The organism is Bradyrhizobium sp. USDA 327 (genome assembly GCF_041262065.1).
Classification (GTDB): Bacteria; Pseudomonadota; Alphaproteobacteria; order Rhizobiales; family Xanthobacteraceae; genus Bradyrhizobium; species Bradyrhizobium liaoningense.
Window position 1 is genome coordinate 1917688 of sequence record NZ_JBGCCW010000001.1, and the last position, 18259, is coordinate 1935946.

Below are 18259 nucleotides of genomic sequence, written 5' to 3' on the forward strand. Positions count from 1 at the left end.
CGGACGCAAGGCGGCGTTATGCTGTCGCTACGCCCTTGAAGCTGCGATCCCCAGCCTCGCCAGGAAATTCGTGAAGAGATCAGGAAGTCGCTGATGCGAATCGTCAATGTCGCCGCCGCCCAGATGGGCCCGATCCAGAAAGCCGACAGCCGCGAGGCCGTGGTCAAGCGCATGATCGCGCTGATGGACGAGGCCAAGAGCAAGGGCGCCGACTTGATCGTCTATCCCGAGTTGGCGCTGACGACGTTCTTCCCGCGCTGGTATGTCGAGGACCGGGCCGAGTTCGACGTCTGGTTCGAGCGGGAGATGCCGAACGCGGCGACGAAGCCGCTGTTCGAACGTGCGGCTCAGCACGGAATGGCGATGAACTTCGGTTACGCGGAGTTGACGCCCGACGGCCATCATTTCAACACAGCTATTCTCACCGACAAGTCCGGCAAGATCGTCGGCAAATACCGCAAGGTCCATCTGCCGGGCCATGTGGAATACGACACCAAGCGCTCGCACCAGCATCTGGAGAAGCGCTATTTCGAGCCGGGCGATCTCGGCTTCAAGGTCTGGCGTGCGCTGGGCGGCATCATCGGCATGGCGATCTGCAACGACCGCCGCTGGCCCGAGACCTATCGCGTCATGGGCTTGCAGGGCGTCGAGATGGTGCTGATCGGCTACAACACGCCATCCGTGAATGCCGAGAAGAGCGAGGAGGGCGTCGAGAAGCGCCTGTTCCACAATCGGCTCTCGGTGCAGGCCGGCGCCTACCAGAACGCAACCTGGGTGGTCGCGGTGGCCAAGGCTGGCGTCGAGGACGGCCACCCGCTGTTCGGCGGTAGCCTGATCGTCGATCCCAATGGCGAGATCGTTGCAGAAGCCAAGACGGATGACGACGAGGTCCTGGTCCATGCTTGCGACCTCGATGCGACGGTCTTCGGCAAGACCACGATCTTCGATTTCGCCCGGCATCGCCGCATCGAGCATTATGGCCTGATCACCAGCCAGACCGGCGCGGTGCCGCCGCCGGAGACGTGACGCCGATGGCTGACAAGGGCATCTCCCTGCGCGAGCTTGACGCGCGTGACCGCTACAAGCTGCTCTGCGGCGTTGTGGTGCCGCGGCCGATCGCGCTGGTGACGACGCTGGACGAGAACGGAGCTGTCAATGCCGCACCGTTCAGCTTCTTCAACGTCTTCTCGGAAAGTCCTGCGCTGATCGTGCTTGGGCTCCAGCACAAGCCGGATCACAGCCCGAAGGACACGACCCGCAACATCCATCGCGACGGCGAGTTCGTCGTGCACATGGTGGATGAAGCGCTGTCGGTGGCGATGAACGACTGCGCGGTCGATTTCCCCTCCGGCGACAGCGAGGTCGCCGCGACGGGCCTGGCGACGCTTCCGTCGGTGGACGTGAAGGTGCCGCGCCTAGCCGCAGCGCCGTTCGCGCTGGAATGCCGGCGCCATGTGGTGCTGACCTTCTCGGCGGATCGCGAGTTGCTGGTTGGCGAGGTGCTCAGGGTGCACGCCCGCGAGGGCCTCGTCGATACCGCCAACATGTATGTCGATCTCGATGCCTACCGGCCGATCGGCCGCATGTTCGGAAATCTCTACACGACGCAGCGGGATACGTTTGCGCTTGTCCGCGAGAGCCATGCGCAATGGCTCGCGCGGCAGGACGCCAGAGAGCTGAAGGACGCCTAGTGAGCCGAGAACTGCACCGTACCCAGCGCCATGGTGACGGCCGCCTGTGTCGGGTCGATCACGGGGATTTGCAGCGCGTCTTCGAGCGGACGGCGATGGCGCGCCATGCCGGCGCAGCCCATCACGATGGCGCGGGCGCCGTCCTCGTCGCGCAGCGCGCGGCCGACCTCGATCATTTTCGCCAGCGTGCCCTCGCCCGAAGCGGTTTCCGCAACGCTCATGTTCAGCGGCCGCTCGCCGGCGAGGCGGTCGGTCAATCCCATCTGCCTGAGATAGCGCATATGACGCGGGATCGATCGCTGGGCAATCGCGATGACGCCGAAGGTCTCCGCGCGAGCAAGCGCCGTGAGCACGCCGCACTCGGCAATGCCGAACACGGGGCGGTCGGTGCCTTCACGGCAGACTTGCAGTCCGGGATCGCTGTAGCAGGCGATGACGAAGGCGGCCGAGCTGTTGTCGCTCTCGACCAGCCGGCGCAGCGGCATGGCAACGCTATCGACGTCCGCCTGGCTCTCGATGCCAAAGGGACCCTCGGCCAGCGTCTGGCAGACCACTTCCGGCCCGCTCTCGAAGTCGAGCGGCTTCAACGCATCCTCCAGCCCTTGCGTGACCTTGTGGTTGGAGTTCGGATTGATGACGAGAATGCGCGGCCGGGACATGATGGTCTTTCTGCAAAATGGAGATCACTTGTTTCAGGCATATCATGGAGTGCCTCATGACTGAACCAGTTTACGACCTGATCATCCGCGGTGGCCGCGTCGCCACCACCACCGACGTCTTCGAGGCCGATGTCGCGATTTCCGGCGAGACGATCGCGGCCATCGGGAACGGCCTTCCGGCGGCCAATCGCGAGATCGACGCGCGCGGCAAGCTGGTGCTGCCCGGCGGCGTCGACAGCCATGCTCATATCGAGCAGCTCTCCGCTGCCGGCATCATGAATGCAGATACGTTCGAAAGCGCGACGGTCTCTGCCGCCTTCGGTGGCACCACCACGGTGATCCCGTTCGCCGCCCAGCATGTCGGGATGAAGCTGCCGCAGGTGGTGGACGACTATCACGCGCTCGCCAGGAAGGGCGCAGTGATCGACTACGCCTTTCACATGATCATTGCGGACGCGACCAGGGAGACGGTCGAGGAGCACATCCCGGCGCTGGTGAAGCAGGGCCATGCCTCGATCAAGATCTTCATGACCTATGACCGGCTCAAGGTGGACGACGAGCCGCTGCTCGACATTCTGCTCGCTGCGCGCCAGTCCGGCGCGATGCTGTGCGCGCATGCCGAGAATCACGGCATCATCGCCTGGATGGTGAAGCGCCTGCTTTCACGCGGCTACACCATGCCGAAATACCACGCCGTCAGCCACGCGCGCGTGTCGGAGGCGGAAGCGTTCACGCGGCTGATCGGCATGGCGGCGCTGATCGACCAGCCGGTCATGATCTTCCACGTCTCGACCGCCGAAGGCGCCAAGGTGATCCGCGATGCGCGCGGGCAGGGGCTCAAGGTCTTCGCCGAGACCTGTCCGCAATATCTCTTCCTCACGGCGGGCGATCTCGACAAGCCCGGCGCGGAAGGCGCCAAATGGATGTGCAGCCCGCCGCCGCGCACGCATTCGGACCAGGAGGCGCTATGGCAGGCACTCTCGCTCGGCGATCTCCAGACCATCTCGTCCGACCACGCGCCGTATCGTTATGACGAGACCGGCAAGCTGCGCGCCGGCCCCAATCCGAACTTCAAGCAGGTCGCGAACGGCCTGCCGGGACTTGAGCTGCGGCTGCCGCTGCTGTTCGACGCGATGGTGTCGAAGGGACGGCTAGGCCTGGAGAAATTCGTCGAGCTGACCGCGACGGCGCCGGCAAAGATCTACAATCTGCATCCGCGCAAGGGCTCGATCGCCGTCGGCGCGGATGCCGATATCGCGATCTGGGATCCGAACCGTGAGGTGACGATCACGGATGAGATGATGCACGATCTCACCGGCTACACGCCGTTTGCGGGCCGCAAGCTGAAGGGCTGGCCGGTATCCGTGCTCTCGCGCGGCCGCGTGGTCGTCGAGGGCAACAAGTGCCTCGCGAGCGCCGGCAGCGGAAAGTTCCTGGCGCGCAGCGGCGGCGAGGCGGCGAAGCCGACCGGCCGGCTCGTCGCCGACATGGATCCGGAACGGAATTTCGGAGCGAAGCTGCTGTGACGGCGGATCGCGCGCGATGAAGATCGTCATCTTCGGCGGCACCGGCTTTGTCGGCCTCAATCTTGCCGAGGTGCTGCTCGCGCGCGGCCACGACGTGACGCTGTATGATCGTTCGCCGCTGCCGCCGGCTGCGCAGCGATCCCTGCTGGATTTTCGGGAGCGGCTCCGAATCGTTCAAGGCGATATCACCGACGGGGCCGGTATCGATGCCCTCATCGCTGAAGGCTGGGACGCAATCGTGCTGGGCGCCGCGGTCACCGCAGGCGATGACCTCGAACGCGCATCGCCCGCGCGTGTTCTCGAGATCAACGTGATGGCGCAGATCCCGATCCTGCAAGCGGCGATCCGTCACGGCGTTCGCCGCTTCGTCAATCTGTCCTCGGCGTCGGCCTATGGCACCGCCGGCCAGCGTCATGAAGTCCTGGACGAGGAAACGGCCTGCGATCCCGTCTCGTTCTACGCCATCAGCAAGTTCACCTCGGAACGCTCCGTAGCGCGCCATGCCGAGCTCTTCGGCGGCGATTTCCTGAGCGTGCGGCTGAGCGCCGTGTTTGGCCCATGGGAGCGGGCCGGCGCGGTGCGCGATACGCCCAGCCTCCAATTCCAGATCCTGGCCGCGTTCGCCCGCGGCGAGCCGGCGATCATGCCGGGACCAGGCTTCAAAGATTGGATCTACGCCGTCGACGCCGCCGAGGCCGTGGCTGTGCTGATCGAGGCCGAGCGGCCGCGCCGTCGTCTCTACAACATCTCCAGCGGCGCGGCCTGGTCGGCGCTGCAATGGGGCGAGGCCTTTGCGGCATTTCATCCCGGCCTGCACTGCCGGCTTGCGAACCCGGGCGAGAAAACCGTCATCAAGCTACATGGCGGCGATCGTGCGCCGCTCTCGGTTGCACGGATGGCCGACGAATTCGGCTGGCGCGCCCGGTTCGGCTGCGCCGAGTCCGCCGCCGCGATGAACGCCTGGTGGGTGCAGCACAAGGAGGGGATCTGACATGCGGCTGCAGGGGCGCACCGCCATCATCACCGGGGCCGGCTCGGGCATTGGCCGCGCCAGCGCAAAACTGTTTGCAGAAGAAGGAGCGCGTCTCGCTCTGGTCGATCGCGATGGTGCGGGGCTCCAGGAAACGCTTCGCCTGCTGGGCGAAGCAACGACGCATGTCGGAGACGTCGGCGATGCCGCATTCGCCGAAACTGTTGTCGGCGAGGTCATCGCGCGGCACGGCCGGCTCGACATCCTGATGACGGCAGCAGGCTTTTCCTGCGGTGGCACCGTGTTGACCACGAGCCCGGAAGACTGGGACGCGGTGTTCCGCGCCAATGTCGGCGGCACCTGGCTGTGGGCGCGGGCGGCGGTGCCTCACATGCAGCGGCAAAAGAGTGGCTCGATCATCACGCTGGCATCGCAGCTCGCGATGGCCGGCGGCAAGGACAACAGCGCCTATATTGCCGCCAAGGGGGCGATCGTCAGCCTGACCCGGACGATGGCGGTGGATTTCGCAACGGACGGCATTCGGGTCAACGCCATCGCGCCGGGCGCGATCGATACGCCGATGCTTCGCCGCAGCTTCGCCCGTCACGCCAATTCGGACGAGGTGCGCGAGGCCTCGCGCAACCGCCACGCCATGAAGCGGTTCGGTCGGGCGGAGGAGATCGCCCAGACCGCGCTGCATCTTGCCAGCGATGCGTCCTCTTTCACGACCGGCACCGTGATGGTGGTCGACGGAGGTTGGCTCGCCGCATGAGTGACGCGCTGACAGAGCTCGAGGCCGATATTCGCGCCGATCTCGCGATGATCGCGCATCCCGGTGCTGCGTGGCTCGAACCGAAGACAGGGCCCGATGGCAAGCCGGCGCTGGACGTGCTCATCGTCGGCGCCGGCCAGTCCGGAATCGCCATCGGCTTCGGCCTGATGCGCTCCCGCGTCAGCAACATCCTGCTCGTGGACAAGGCCGAGGAGGGGATGGAAGGGCCTTGGCTCACCTATGCCCGGATGCCGACGCTGCGCAGCCCGAAGGACTACACCGGCCCGGACCTCGACATCCCGAGCCTCACCTACCAGTCCTGGCACGAAGCCCGGTTCGGCAAGGAGAGCTGGCAGACGCTCGATCTGATTCCGCGCGCGCATTGGGCCGAGTACCTGCTCTGGCTAAGGCGCACGATCGGATTGCCGGTGCGCAATGGCTGCGAGCTTCTGGAGATTGCGCCGGCGGCCGATGGTCTGCTCGCCGCGCGCGTCAAACGGGCAGGAGAGGTCGAGACGCTTTATGCGCGCAAGATCGTGCTGGCCACCGGACAGGAGGGCATGGGCGGCTGGATGATCCCGGAGCCGCTGCGCGATCTGCCGGCGACTTCGGTCGCGACCGTCGCCGACGACATCGATTTCGGAGGCCTTCGCGGCAAGCGCGTCGTCGTGATCGGCGCCGGCGCCTCCGCCTTCGACAATGCGGCCACCGCGTTGGAGGCGGGTGCCTCCGAAGTGCACCTGCTGTGCCGCCGCGCGCAGATCCAGGTGATCCAGCCCTATCGCTGGCTGACCTTTCGCGGCTTCCTGCGCCATCTCAGCGATCTCGATGATGCCTGGCGCTGGCGCTTTATGCGCAAGGTCCTCGAGATGCGGGAGGGATTTCCGCAACCAACCTATGACCGCTGTGCGCGGCACGCCAATTTCACACTGCACGAGGGGGCGCCGGTGAAGGCCGCGTGCGTGACCGGCAAAGGCGTTGAACTCCAAACGCCGCGCGGCGCCATCACTGCCGATTTCGTCATCTGCGGCGCCGGCATCGACATGAACTTTGCCGAGCGCGGCGAGCTCTCCAGGTTTGCCGGCAACATCGCCACCTGGGCGGACCGCTATCAGCCGCCGGAGGGCGAGCGCAACGAACGGCTCGGCCGCTTTCCCTATCTCGCCGACGACTATGCCTTCACCGAGCGCATGCCCGGCAAGACGCCGTGGATCTCCGACATCCATCTCTTCGCCATTGCCTCCACCATGAGTTTTGGTGCCTCGGGATCGTCGATCAATGCGATGACCACTGCAGTGCCCAAGCTCGTGAATGGCCTAACACGCGGCCTGTTCCGCGCCGATGTCGAACGGCACTGGGCTTCGCTCAGCGCCTACGACGTGCCGCAGGCGGTGGTTGCGCGGCCGGCGCGAAAGACGGAGGAGCAGCGATGATCATCCATGCCCCGCCGCAGCGAAGATTGGCGCGCAACTTGCTTCTTTCTTGACCAGCCTTGGCGACCTTCCTGTTCGACAATTCAAGGGAAAACGAATGCGTTTTGTGTCTTTCAGATCCGCGACCACGATCCTCGCCACCACCGCGCTGTTGCTGATCGCAACCGCGCCGTCGCATGCGCAATCCAGGGCGGAAACGCTGCGCTATGTGACCGGCGCATCGGTCAACACGCTCGATCCAAACATCCCCGGCGCGACCCGCGAATCCTTCGGGCTCAGCATGAGCACCTACGATCGGCTGGTATCGTTCGGTCGCAAGCAGCTCAACGGCAAATGGGTGTTCGATCTCGACACCATCAACGGCGAGCTCGCCGAATCCTACGACGTCAGCCCCGATGGCCTGAAGATCACCTTCCGTCTGCGAAAGGACGCCAAGTTCCAGGACGGCTCGCCGGTGACGGCGGATGACGTGAAGTGGTCGCTCGACCGCTGCGTAACCGCGCCGATCCTCGGCAAGGCGCAGCTTCTGACGGGGTCGCTGACATCCGCCGATCAGTTCAAGGTGATCGATCCCTTGACGATCGAGGTGACGCTGCCGAAGCCCGACAAGCTGGCGCTGCCGAATCTGGCCACCGTCTATCCGATGATCATCAATTCGAAGCTGGCGAAGGAGCATGCGACCGCGGACGATCCGTGGGCGATGGCCTGGCTGAAGGAGCACACCGCAGGCAGCGGCGCCTACATCGTCGAGACCTTCAAGCCCGGCGAGCAGGTGACCCTCAAGCGCAACGAGGCCTGGAACCGCGGTTCTCCCGGCAGGCCCGCCTCCTTCAAGCGCGTCATCGTGCAATCGGTACCGGAGCCGGCAACCCGCGCCAATCTGGTCGAGCGCGGCGACGCAGATATCGTGCTCGATCTTCAGGCAAGCGACGTGCAGTCGCTCGAAGCCAAGGGCAAGTTGAAGGTGGTCTCGACGCCGCAATACAACGCGATCACGTTCGTCTCGATGAACAACCAGATCCCGCCCTTCGACAACGTCAACGTCCGCCGCGCCATCGCGTTCGCGCTGCCTTACGAGGACATGTTCAAGGCAGCCTTGTTCGGCCGCGGCGCGCCGCTGTACGGCGCCAGCTGGCCGGACGGCAAGCCGCTGAACGGGACTTATCCGTTCCAGCAGCCGGTCAAGCTCGACCTCGACAAGGCAAAGGAATATCTCAAGGCCGCCGGCCTTCCGGACGGCTTCTCGACCACCTTCAGCTTCAATGTCGGATGGGCCTCCCAGGCGGAGCCGATGGCGGCGCTGGTCAAGGAGTCGCTCGGCAAGATCGGCATCAAGGTCGACATCCAGAAGCTGCCGGACGCGCAGATGTCGACGCTGATCAACGAGAAGAAGGTGCCATTCTTCACCGAAGGCATCATCGCCTGGCTGCCGTCGACGGACTACTTCTACCGCAACTTCTATACCGGCAATCAGCGCTGGAATTACAGCTCGATCAACAATGCCGAGCTGTCGGCGATCGCCCAGGAAGCCCGGTTCGAGCCGGATAAGGCCAAATACGAAGAAGACGGCCGCAAGCTCAACGCGATGCATGTCGACCTGATGCCCCAGATCATGCTGTGGCAGCCGAACCAGGATGCGGTGATGGCGCCCTCGGTCGAGGGCTACATCTACGAGTTCCATCGTCAGGTCGACTACCGCAACCTCAGCCGCAAGTAACGTCTGAAGGCAAGAGAGGCTCCTAAGGGTGAAGACCGGTCTTGGTGCAACGATAGTGAGAGCGGGGAGGCGGCTTCTGTCGTCGCTGCCGGCATTGTTCGGTGTGCTGGTCTTCACCTTTCTCCTGATGCGCGTCCTGCCGGGCGACCCCGCGGTGTTCTTCGCCTCGGGGCCGAACGCCGGCAAGGAGGAGATCGAGCAGATCCGCAAGCAGATGGGGCTCAACAAGTCGGTGCCGGAGCAGCTGGTGTTCTATCTCTCCGACATCGGCCACGGCAATCTCGGCCGCTCCATGATGACCGGACAGCCGGTACTCAAGGATCTGCGCGAGCGGCTGCCGGCGTCGCTGGAACTCACCTGCGCCGCGCTCCTGATCGCGCTGATCGCGGCGGTGCCGCTCGGCGTGGTCGCTGCCTTGCGGCCGGGCTCGATCGTCGACCACGGCGTGCGGCTGTTCTGCGCGCTCGGTGTCTGCGTGCCGACCTTCGTCTCGGGCCTGCTGCTGATCTACGTCTTCTACTATCTGCTCGGGCTCTCGCCTGATCCGACCGGGCGGATCGACGTCTTCACCTCGCTGCCGCCGCAACGTACCGGCTTTCTCTCCATCGATTTCCTGTTCGCCGGCGATCTCGAGGGCTGGTGGGCGGCCTGCAAGCAGCTGGTTCTGCCGGCGGTGAGCATGGCCCTGTTCGTCATCGCGCCGCTGGCGCGGATCACGCGCGCCTCGATGCTGGTCTCGCTCGGCAGCGATTTCGTGCGTACGGCGCGCTCGGTCGGATTGTCCTGGCGCAAGGTTGTCGTGACCTACGCGCTGCGCAATGCGATCCTTCCCGTCATCACCATTGCCGGCATCGTGTTCTCGACCATGCTGGGCGCCAATGTGCTGGTGGAGAAGGTGTTCTCCTGGCCGGGCGTGGCCTCCTATGCGCTCGATGCACTGCTGTCCTCCGACTATGCGCCGGTGCAGGGCTTCGTGCTGCTGATGGCCAGCCTGTTCGTGCTGGTCAATCTCGTGGTCGATATCTGCTACGGCGTCGCCGATCCCAGGGTGTCGATCGAATGACCAGTGCAACCCTCCGCCATTCGGTCTGGATCCTGCGCGGCAATCCGCTCACCGCGGTTGCGGCGACCGGTGTGCTCGTCTTCGTCCTGGTCGCGATCTTCGGACCGTGGATCGTGCCTTATGATCCCGTGGCCTCGAACGTCTCGGAGGCGTTGCAGCCGCCGAGTGCGACGCATATTGCCGGTACGGACCAGCTCGGGCGCGACGTGTTCAGCCGTCTCATCATCGCCGCGCGGCTCGACCTCGCCATCGCGGTCTCCGCGGTCGGGATCTCCTTCGTGATCGGGGCCGTCGTCGGCGCGTTCTGCGGCTATGCCGGCGGCCGGCTCGATCGCGCCGTCGGCCGTTTCGTCGACGTGATGATGGCGTTCCCGCTGTTCGTGCTGGCGATGGCGATGGTGGCTGCGCTCGGCAACCGGATCGAGAACATCGTGATCGCGACCGCAATCATCAATCTTCCCTTCTACATCCGCTTCGCGCGGGCCGAGGTCAACGTCAGGCGCAATGTCGGCTGGGTCGAGGCCGCACGCGCCTGCGGCGAGAGCCATTTTTCCGTGGTGCTGCGCTTCCTGCTGCCGAACATCCTGCCGGCGATGGCGGTGCAGATCTCGCTCAATCTCGGCTGGGCCATCCTGAATGCCGCCGGCCTTTCCTTCATCGGCCTCGGCGTCAAGCCGCCGACGCCGGAATGGGGCATCATGGTCGCCGAGGGCGCGCGCTTCATCTCGACGGGGCGGTGGTGGCTGGTGGCCTTTCCAGGCCTTGCGCTGATGATGGCGGTGCTGTGCTTCAATCTCCTCGGCGACGGGATGCGGGACATTCTCGATCCCCGGATGCGCACATGAGCGAGGACCTGCTCAGGATCGACGACCTCCACGTCGCGTTCTCGACGCGGCGCGGGATGGTCGAGGCCGTGCGCGGCGTGACGCTGACCGTCAAGGCCGGCGAGATGCTCGGCCTCGTCGGCGAGAGCGGCTCGGGCAAGTCGGTCACGGGCTTTGCCACGACGCGGCTGCTCGATGCCGCAGGGCGCGTCACCGGTGGCAAGATCCTGTTTCGCGGGCAGGACGTGACGAAGCTCAGGGGCGATGACCTCCGTCAGCTCCAGGGCGCCGCGATGTCGATGATCTTCCAGAACCCGCGGGCGGCGCTCAATCCGATCCGGGCCATCGGATTGCAGATCGCGGACGCGATCCTCACGCACAAGCGCATCTCGAAGGAGGCCGCGCGCGCCGAGGCGCTGGAGCTGCTGCGTGCCGTTCAGATCCGGGATCCCGAGCAGCGGATGAACGCTTATCCGCATGAGCTCTCCGGCGGCATGTGCCAGCGCGTCATGATCGCGATTGCGATCTCCTGCAATCCCGCGCTGCTGATCGCCGACGAGCCGACGACCGGGCTCGACGTCACCACGCAAAAGGTGGTGATGGATCTCCTGGCAGACATTGCCGCCGCGCGAGGCATGGCGACGATCTTGATCACGCATGACCTCGGTCTCGCGGCGCGCTATTGCCGCCGCATCGCCGTGATGGAGCGTGGCCGCATCGTCGAGGAGGCGAGCCCCGGCAAGCTCTTCAGCGCGCCGCAGCACGCCTATACGAGGCGTCTGGTCGCGGCATCGCCGACGGCGACGTCGCGGATCGAAGACCTCGTGACTGACGAGGAGAGAGAGCGTTACAACGCCGTTCTCGACAAGCCACGGTCGGTGCTGCCACATGGCACGCCGCCGCTCCTGGAAGTGCGGAAGCTCGCAAAGCGTTTCGACCAGGGCTCCGCGGCGGTTGCCGACTTTTCGATGACCATGGCCGGCGGCGAGAGCGTCGGTCTGGTCGGCGAGTCCGGCTCCGGCAAGAGCACGACGTCGCGCATGATCTGCCGTCTCATCGACCCCAGCGAGGGCGACATCGTGTTCGACGGGCAGTCGATCGGGCACGTGGCGGCGCGGGACTTCCACCGCTCGCCATTGCGCAAAGACATCCAGATGGTCTTTCAGGATCCGAACGAGAGCCTCAACCCGCGCTTTACCGCGTTCGATTGTATTGCCCATCCGTTGATGCGGCTCGACGGCATGCGTGCGGGTGAGGCGCTGCGCAAGCGGGTGGAAGAATGCGCGGAACGGGTGGGGCTGCCGCTGGATCTGTTGCCGCGGTTTCCGCATCAGCTCTCCGGCGGGCAGAAGGCCCGTGTCGGCATCGCCCGCGCCATCGCCTGCCGGCCGCGGCTCCTGGTGCTGGACGAGCCGACCGCCGCGCTCGACGTCTCCGTTCAGGCGGTGGTGTTGCAACTGCTCGACCGGCTGCGGCGCGAGAACGACATCGCGCTGCTGTTCGTCAGCCACGATCTCAACGTGGTGCGCATGCTCTGCGACCGCACGATCGTGCTGCGCAATGGCGGCATCGTCGAGCAGGGCGAAAGCCGGGCGCTGTTCGACAATCCGAAGACCGACTACACGCGCAAACTGGTCGAGGCGATCCCGCACATCGAGACCGGACCGACGCTGGCGGCCGCTCTTTGAGGCCTGGCGCGGCCAAAAAAGAGAGATGAGATCCCGCTGGCGAAGGGGCATTTAGTGGCATACCATTTGCTTGCAAATGGGTTCGGTTTCACTTGCCCTTGGCCAACGATGGCCGGAATCACGGCATTACTGGAGGACTTCATGGATCGCAGGACCGTATTGAAGGGACTGGCCGGCGCGGGCGGTCTGGCATTGACCGGCCTCTCGGCGCCGGCGATCGCGCAAGGCGCATCCGCCCGAACCCTGCGCTTCGTGCCCCAGGCCAATCTCGCCAATTTCGACCCGATCTGGGGTACGCAATATGTCGTGCGCAATGCGGCCGCGATGGTCTGGGACACGCTTTACGGCATCGATTCCTCGTTGCAGCCGCAGCGTCAGATGGTCGAGTCCGAGGAAGTGACCGACGACGGCACGACCTGGACGTTCAAATTGCGGCCGGGCCTCAAGTTCCATGACGGCGAGCCGGTGCTGAGCAAGGACGTCGTTGCAAGCCTGACGCGCTGGTCGGCGCGCGATCCGATGGGACTGATGATCAAGGCGCTGCAGCAGGAACTGACGGCCGTCGACGACCGCACCTTCAAATGGGTGCTCAAGCAGCCCTTCCCGAAGATGCTCTACGCGCTGGCCAAGAACAACTCGCCGTGCGGCTTCATCATGCCGGAGCGCATCGCGCAGACCGATCCGTTCAAGCAGATCACCGACTATGTCGGCTCCGGGCCGATGAAGTTCGCCAAGGGCGAGTGGGTGCCCGGCGCGAAGGCGGTGTTCGAGAAGTTCACCGACTACGTGCCGCGGCAGGAGAAGGCATCCTGGCTCGCGGGCGGCAAGCAGATCCTGATCGATCGCGTCGAATGGATCGTGATGCCGGATCCCGCCACGGCAGCCGCCGCCTTGCAGAACGGCGAGGTCGACTGGTGGGAGAGCCCGATTGCAGACCTCGTTCCAGTCCTGAAGAAGAACAAGAACATCAGCGTCGATATCGGCGATCCCCTCGGCAATATCGGCTCGTTCCGCATGAACCATCTCTTTGCGCCGTTCAATGACGTGCGGGCGCGGCGAGCGGTGCTGATGGCGCTCAGCCAGGAAGACTACATGCGCGCGATCGTCGGCGACGACACGGCACTCTGGAAGCCGCTGCCCGGCTTCTTCACCCCGGATACGCCGCTTTACAGCGAAGCCGGCGGCGAGATCCTGAAGGGCAAGCGCGATCTCGATGCCGCCAAGAAGTTGCTGGCCGAGAGCGGCTATTCCGGCCAGCCGGTGACGTGCCTGGTGGCACAGGACCAGCCGATCACCAAGGCACAGGGCGACGTCACCGCGGATCTGCTGAAGAAGCTCGGCATGAATGTCGACTTCGTCGCCACCGATTGGGGCACGGTCGGCTCGCGCCGCGCGCAGAAGACGCCGCCCGGACAGGGCGGCTGGAACATGTTCCACACCTGGCACGCGGGCGCGGACTGCATCAATCCCGCTCCCTACACCGCCATTCGCGCCAACGGCGACAAGGCCTGGTTCGGCTGGCCGAACAGCCCCGGCACGGAGAAGGAGGTCGCGTCCTGGTTCGAGGCCAAGAACCTCGACGAGGAGAAGGCCGCCATCGGTCGCCTCAACAAGGCGGCGCTCGATGACGTCGTCTACGCGCCGACGGGCTTCTTCCTGAGCTACACCGCGTGGCGCAAGAACGTCTCCGGCATCACCAAGGGGCCGCTGCCGTTCTTCTGGGGCGTGTCCAAGTCTGCATGATCGTGCGCTGAGGCCAGATGCTCTCCTACATCCTCCGTCGCATCGTCGCGACCCTGCCAGTCATGGCGATCGTCGCGCTGTTCGTGTTCAGCCTGCTCTACATCGCGCCGGGCGATCCGGCCGTGGTGATCGCGGGCGACCAGGCGAGTCCGGAGGATGTGGAGCGCATCCGGCAAAGCCTAGGCCTCAACCGTCCGTTCCTGGTCCAGTTCGGAAGCTGGGTCTGGCGCATCCTGCACGGCGATCTCGGCACCTCGATCTTCACCAATCTCCCGGTCTCGGCGATGATTGGGCAACGTCTCGGTCCGACGCTGTCGCTGATGATGGTCACGCTGCTGCTCACGATCGTGGTGGCGGTGCCGCTCGGCGTGGTGGCGGCGTGGAAGGCCGGCAGCCTGATCGACCGCGTCATCATGGGCTTTGCCGTGTTCGGATTCTCGCTGCCCGTGTTCGTGGTTGGTTACATACTCGCCTACATCTTCGCGCTCGAGCTGGAATGGCTGCCGGTGCAGGGCTATACGCCGCTCACGCAGGGCTTCTGGCCGTGGCTCGAGAACCTCATCCTGCCGGCGGTCGCGCTCGGCTGCGTCTACATCGCGCTGGTCGCGCGTATCACCCGTGCCGCCATGCTCGAAGTGCTGCAGCAAGACTACATCCGCACCGCCAAGGCCAAGGGCCTCGGGCAGGGCGGCATCCTGTTCATTCACGCGCTGAAGAACGCGGCGGTACCGATCGTGACCGTGATCGGGATCGGCATCGCGCTCCTGATCGGCGGCGCGGTCGTGACCGAGAGCGTGTTCGCGATCCCCGGCCTCGGTCGCCTCACGATCGATGCGATCCTGCGCCGTGACTATCCGGTGATCCAGGGCATCGTGCTGCTGTTCAGCTTCGTCTACGTCCTCGTCAATCTGATGATCGACGTCGTCTATACGCTCGTTGACCCGAGGATCCGCTATTGACCGACACCACCGTCAATTCGCAATCGCTTCCGGCCGGCCTCGTCCTCGCGCCGCAGCTGCCTGAAATCCTGCGGCCGGTCACGATCCGGCGCGGCTTCGTCGGCCTCCTGCGCGGCCATCCGACGGTCGCGATCGGCGGCGCGCTGTTGCTGGCGCTCGTGCTGATCGCGGTCTTCGCGCCTTATCTCGGCACGGTCGACCCGACCGCGCTCGCACCCGCCAAGCGGACCCGGGCGCCGTCGGCCGATTTCTGGTTCGGCACCGACGTGCTCGGCCGCGACATCTATTCCCGCGTGTTGTTTGGCGCGCGCGTCTCGCTCACGGTCGGCTTGTCGGTCGCGATCTTCGCATCTGCGGCGGGTCTCGCCATCGGCATGATCTCCGGATTCATCCGCTGGGCCGACGGCATCCTGATGCGGTTCATGGACGGCTTGATGTCGATCCCGCCGATCCTGCTCGCGATCGCGCTGATGGCGCTGACGCGCGGCAGCGTCGGCAACGTCATCCTGGCGATCACCGTTGCCGAAATCCCGCGTGTCTCGCGCCTCGTCCGCAGTGTGGTGCTGTCGCTTCGCGAGCAACCCTATGTGGATGCGGCCGTGGCCTGCGGCACGCGCTCGCCAATGATCATCCTCCGCCATATCCTGCCCAACACGGTCGCGCCGATGCTGGTGCAGGCGACCTATATCTGCGCCAGCGCCATGATCACCGAAGCGATCCTGTCCTTCATCGGTGCCGGAACGCCGCCGACCATCCCGTCCTGGGGCAACATCATGGCCGAGGGCCGCGCACTGTGGCAGGTGAAGCCCTACATCGTGTTCTTCCCGGCGGCGTTCCTGTCGGTCACCGTTCTCGCCGTGAATTTGCTCGGCGACGGCCTTCGCGATGCGCTCGACCCGCGCATGGCCAAGAGCCTCTGATGGATCGAGGCTGATCGCGATGGCTTTGCTCGAAGTCGAGAACCTCCAGACCCATTTCCGTACCCCCAGCGGCATCAATCGTGCGGTCGACGGGGTGTCCTTCCATGTCAACGAGGGCGAGACGCTCGCCATCGTCGGCGAGTCCGGCTGCGGCAAGTCGGTGACGTCGATGTCGCTGATGCGACTGATCCCGGAGCCGCCGGGCAGGATCGCAGGGAGCATCCGCTTTGCGGGCAGGGACCTGCTGAAGCTGTCCGATCGCGAGATGCGCGCGATCCGCGGCAACGACATCTCGATGATCTTCCAGGAGCCGATGACCAGCCTTAATCCGGTCCTGACCGTCGGCCGCCAGATCCGCGAGACCTTGATGATCCATCAGGGCCTCGACAAGCAGGCGGCAGAGGCGCACGCGATCGAGATGCTGACGCTGGTCGGCATTCCCGAGCCGAAACGCCGCGTGCGCGAATATCCGCATCAGCTGTCCGGCGGCATGCGTCAGCGCGTCATGATCGCCATCGCGCTCGCCTGTAATCCGAAGCTTCTCATTGCGGACGAGCCGACAACCGCGCTCGACGTCACGATCCAGGCGCAGATCCTGAAGCTGATGCTGGACCTGAAGAGCCGGGTCGGCGCTGCGATCATCCTCATCACCCACGATCTCGGCGTCGTCGCCGAGATCGCCGAGCGCGTCATGGTGATGTATGCGGGCCGCAAGGTCGAGGAGGCGCCGGTGGCCGAGCTGTTCCGTTCGCCGCGTCATCCCTATACGCAGGGTTTGCTTGGCGCTGTGCCGCGGCTCGGCTCGTCGCTGTCCGGCACTGCGAGGCGGCTCGCCGAGATTCCCGGGCAGGTGCCGGATCTCCGCAAGCCGATCACCGGATGCGTCTTTGCCGGACGCTGTGCGCTCGCGACCGATCTCTGCCGCCAATATGCGCCGGGGCTGGAGGAGAAGGGCCCCCGCCACGTCGCCGCCTGTCATTACGCCGCCAAGGGAGCCATCGCGGCATGAGTCCTCCGCTGCTCCAGGTCAACGACCTCAAGAAGCACTTTCCGGTCAAGACCGGCCTGTTCGGGCGCAAGTCCGAATTCGTCTATGCGGTCGACGGTGTGTCGTTCGAGATCGCGCGGGGCGAGACCCTATCGCTGGTCGGGGAGTCCGGCTGCGGCAAATCGACGGTCGGCCGCGCCATCCTGCGGCTGTTCGAGATCACCTCGGGGCAGGTCATCCTCGACGGCCAGAGGATCGACGACGCCGCGCCGAGCACGATGCGCCAGATGCGCCGGCGCGTGCAGGTCGTGTTCCAGGATCCGTTCTCGAGCCTCAATCCGCGCATGCGCGTGCGCGACATTCTCGCCGAGCCGATCCGCAATTTCGGTCTGGCCAAGTCTGCGGAGGATCTCGAGGTTCGCGTCACATCGCTGATGGATACCGTGCGCCTGCCGCGCGAGGCGCTCAACCGCAGGCCCCACGAATTCTCCGGCGGCCAGCGTCAGCGCATCGGCATTGCGCGCGCGCTCGCGGCAGAACCCGAGCTGATCGTGTGCGACGAGGCAGTCTCCGCGCTCGACGTCTCGGTCAAGGCGCAGATCGTCAATCTGCTGCAGGATCTCCAGAGCGAGTTCGGCCTCGCGCTGCTGTTCATCAGCCACGATCTCGCGATCGTCGAGCACATGACCCATCGCGTTGCGGTCATGTATCTCGGCAAGATCGTGGAAGTAGCGCCGCGCCGGGAGATCTTTGCCGCGCCAAGGCATCCCTACACCAAGGCGCTGCTCTCGGCGGTGCCGTTGCCGGAGCCCGGAGCACAGCGCAATCCGATCATTCTCAAGGGCGACGTGCCGAGCCCGATCAACCCGCCGAACGGATGCCGCTTTCACACCCGTTGCCCGTACGTCTTCGACCGCTGCCGGACAGAGGAGCCGGTGCTGCGCGCGGCGGGAGGCGAGCAGTGGGTGGCGTGCCACCTCGATGAGCTGCCGTAGGGTTTAACCCTGCCGGCGCAGGAAGCCCGTGATCGTGACCTTTTCCCAGATGCCGGCCGCGGCAAAGGGATCTGCGCGGTTGAAGGCTTCGACCTCGGCCCGGCCCGGCGCCTCGATTAGGAACAGGCTGCCGATCATCGCCTGGCCGTCGTCGGAGACCAGCGGTCCCGACATCACGATCTTGACGCCGAAGCGTGAGGTATCGCTCAGGAAAGCCTTGTGCGCGTCGTAATTGGCAAGCCGCGTGGGCAGCGCACCGGTGCGGTCGAGAGCGTGAATGGCGAACAGCATGGTGGTCTCCGTTTCTTGCT

17 protein-coding genes are annotated in these 18259 nt (G+C 65.3%); 15 read left to right on the top strand and 2 right to left on the bottom strand.

The window, feature by feature from the left end; genetic code table 11:
• Positions 1-93 precede the first annotated feature (93 nt).
• Positions 94-1026 carry an N-carbamoyl-D-amino-acid hydrolase gene (locus tag ABIA42_RS08650; protein ID WP_271526256.1) on the top strand — a complete coding sequence of 311 codons (933 nt, stop codon included), beginning with the start codon at positions 94-96 and terminating at the stop codon, positions 1024-1026.
• Between the two features lie 5 nt (positions 1027-1031).
• On the top strand, positions 1032-1691 hold the full coding sequence (locus ABIA42_RS08655; protein WP_271526255.1) for a flavin reductase family protein: 660 nt from the start codon (positions 1032-1034) through the stop codon (positions 1689-1691).
• Here the strand turns inward: ABIA42_RS08655 and ABIA42_RS08660 are convergent.
• Positions 1688-2350, bottom strand: coding sequence for an aspartate/glutamate racemase family protein (locus tag ABIA42_RS08660; protein WP_271526254.1), 663 nt, complete (start codon positions 2348-2350; stop codon positions 1688-1690). The two genes, ABIA42_RS08655 and ABIA42_RS08660, sit on opposite strands and share 4 nt — an antisense overlap.
• A 56-nt stretch (positions 2351-2406) precedes the next feature.
• On the opposite strand from ABIA42_RS08660, the gene hydA reads away from it, so the two are divergent.
• The 13 genes from hydA to ABIA42_RS08725 all read left to right on the top strand — a co-directional run bounded on the left by hydA (position 2407) and on the right by ABIA42_RS08725 (position 17948).
• Entirely contained in the window at positions 2407-3876 is a 1470-nt protein-coding gene (hydA, locus tag ABIA42_RS08665; RefSeq protein WP_271526253.1) for a dihydropyrimidinase, read from the top strand.
• A 16-nt stretch (positions 3877-3892) separates the two neighbouring features.
• The gene (locus ABIA42_RS08670; protein WP_370114227.1) at positions 3893-4867 is read left to right on the top strand and encodes an NAD-dependent epimerase/dehydratase family protein; all 975 of its coding nucleotides are present in this window, start codon (positions 3893-3895) and stop codon (positions 4865-4867) included.
• 1 nt (position 4868) lies between these two features.
• Positions 4869-5618, top strand: a complete 750-nt coding sequence (locus tag ABIA42_RS08675; protein WP_370114225.1) for an SDR family oxidoreductase — start codon at positions 4869-4871, stop codon at positions 5616-5618.
• On the top strand, positions 5615-7051 hold the full coding sequence (locus tag ABIA42_RS08680; RefSeq protein WP_370114223.1) for an NAD(P)-binding domain-containing protein: 1437 nt from the start codon (positions 5615-5617) through the stop codon (positions 7049-7051). The genes ABIA42_RS08675 and ABIA42_RS08680 overlap by 4 nt, the downstream gene beginning before the upstream one ends.
• A 97-nt stretch (positions 7052-7148) precedes the next feature.
• Positions 7149-8768 (top strand): ABC transporter substrate-binding protein, encoded by a 1620-nt coding sequence (locus ABIA42_RS08685; RefSeq protein ID WP_370114221.1) that lies wholly within the window; start codon positions 7149-7151, stop codon positions 8766-8768.
• A gap of 28 nt (positions 8769-8796) precedes the next feature.
• Positions 8797-9831: an ABC transporter permease gene (locus ABIA42_RS08690; protein ID WP_370114219.1), complete on the top strand. Its 1035-nt coding sequence runs from the start codon at positions 8797-8799 to the stop codon at positions 9829-9831.
• On the top strand, positions 9828-10676 hold the full coding sequence (locus ABIA42_RS08695; RefSeq protein ID WP_370114217.1) for an ABC transporter permease: 849 nt from the start codon (positions 9828-9830) through the stop codon (positions 10674-10676). The genes ABIA42_RS08690 and ABIA42_RS08695 overlap by 4 nt, the downstream gene beginning before the upstream one ends.
• The gene (gene nikE, locus ABIA42_RS08700; protein WP_370114215.1) at positions 10673-12343 is read left to right on the top strand and encodes a nickel ABC transporter ATP-binding protein NikE; all 1671 of its coding nucleotides are present in this window, start codon (positions 10673-10675) and stop codon (positions 12341-12343) included. Before ABIA42_RS08695 ends, nikE begins: the two co-directional genes overlap by 4 nt.
• Positions 12344-12484: 141 nt before the next feature.
• On the top strand, positions 12485-14086 hold the full coding sequence (locus tag ABIA42_RS08705) for an ABC transporter substrate-binding protein (RefSeq protein WP_370114213.1): 1602 nt from the start codon (positions 12485-12487) through the stop codon (positions 14084-14086).
• 17 nt (positions 14087-14103) lie between these two features.
• Positions 14104-15045: an ABC transporter permease gene (locus tag ABIA42_RS08710; protein ID WP_271526244.1), complete on the top strand. Its 942-nt coding sequence runs from the start codon at positions 14104-14106 to the stop codon at positions 15043-15045.
• The gene (locus ABIA42_RS08715) at positions 15042-15965 is read left to right on the top strand and encodes an ABC transporter permease (protein ID WP_370114211.1); all 924 of its coding nucleotides are present in this window, start codon (positions 15042-15044) and stop codon (positions 15963-15965) included. Before ABIA42_RS08710 ends, ABIA42_RS08715 begins: the two co-directional genes overlap by 4 nt.
• Before the next feature lie 19 nt (positions 15966-15984).
• Complete coding sequence (locus ABIA42_RS08720; RefSeq protein WP_370114209.1) at positions 15985-16974, top strand: ABC transporter ATP-binding protein; 990 nt, start codon at positions 15985-15987, stop codon at positions 16972-16974.
• Positions 16971-17948 carry an ABC transporter ATP-binding protein gene (locus tag ABIA42_RS08725; protein ID WP_370114207.1) on the top strand — a complete coding sequence of 326 codons (978 nt, stop codon included), beginning with the start codon at positions 16971-16973 and terminating at the stop codon, positions 17946-17948. The genes ABIA42_RS08720 and ABIA42_RS08725 overlap by 4 nt, the downstream gene beginning before the upstream one ends.
• 3 nt (positions 17949-17951) lie before the next feature.
• On the opposite strand, the gene ABIA42_RS08730 is transcribed toward ABIA42_RS08725, so the two are convergent.
• Positions 17952-18239 carry a YciI family protein gene (locus ABIA42_RS08730; RefSeq protein WP_271526241.1) on the bottom strand — a complete coding sequence of 96 codons (288 nt, stop codon included), beginning with the start codon at positions 18237-18239 and terminating at the stop codon, positions 17952-17954.
• Between the last annotated feature and the right edge of the window lie 20 nt (positions 18240-18259).